Here is a 421-nt window from a genome sequence, read left to right on the forward strand (position 1 = left end):
GTTGTCGAAGTGGCCGATGTTACAGACAACGGCGCCGCTCTTCAGCTTCTGAAGCATGTTTTTGTCGCAAACGTTCACGTTACCCGTGGTCGTTACGATCAGGTCGGTTTTGCCCAGCAGGTCCGCGTCGACGCATTCCAGCGTACCGTTGTTTTCGCCGTTGATGTACGGAGAAACGACTTCGAAGCCGTCCATGCACGCTTGCATAGCACAGATAGGGTCGATCTCAGTCACTTTAACGATCATGCCTTCCTGACGCAGAGACGCGGCAGAACCTTTACCCACGTCACCGTAACCGATCACCAGTGCTTTCTTACCAGACAGCAGATGGTCGGTACCGCGCTTGATGGCATCGTTCAGAGAGTGACGACAGCCGTACTTGTTGTCGTTCTTCGCTTTGGTGACCGAGTCGTTCACGTTG

Annotated in this window: 1 pseudogene; it reads right to left on the minus strand. The window is 53.9% G+C overall.

Annotated elements, in window-relative coordinates:
* Window positions 1-421: pseudogene (locus tag B2067_RS00980) on the minus strand (NAD(P)-dependent oxidoreductase); the annotation flags it as partial.

It is taken from the genome of Thalassolituus sp. UBA2590 (assembly GCF_002339775.1).
Taxonomy (GTDB): domain Bacteria; phylum Pseudomonadota; class Gammaproteobacteria; order Pseudomonadales; family Oceanobacteraceae; genus Thalassolituus.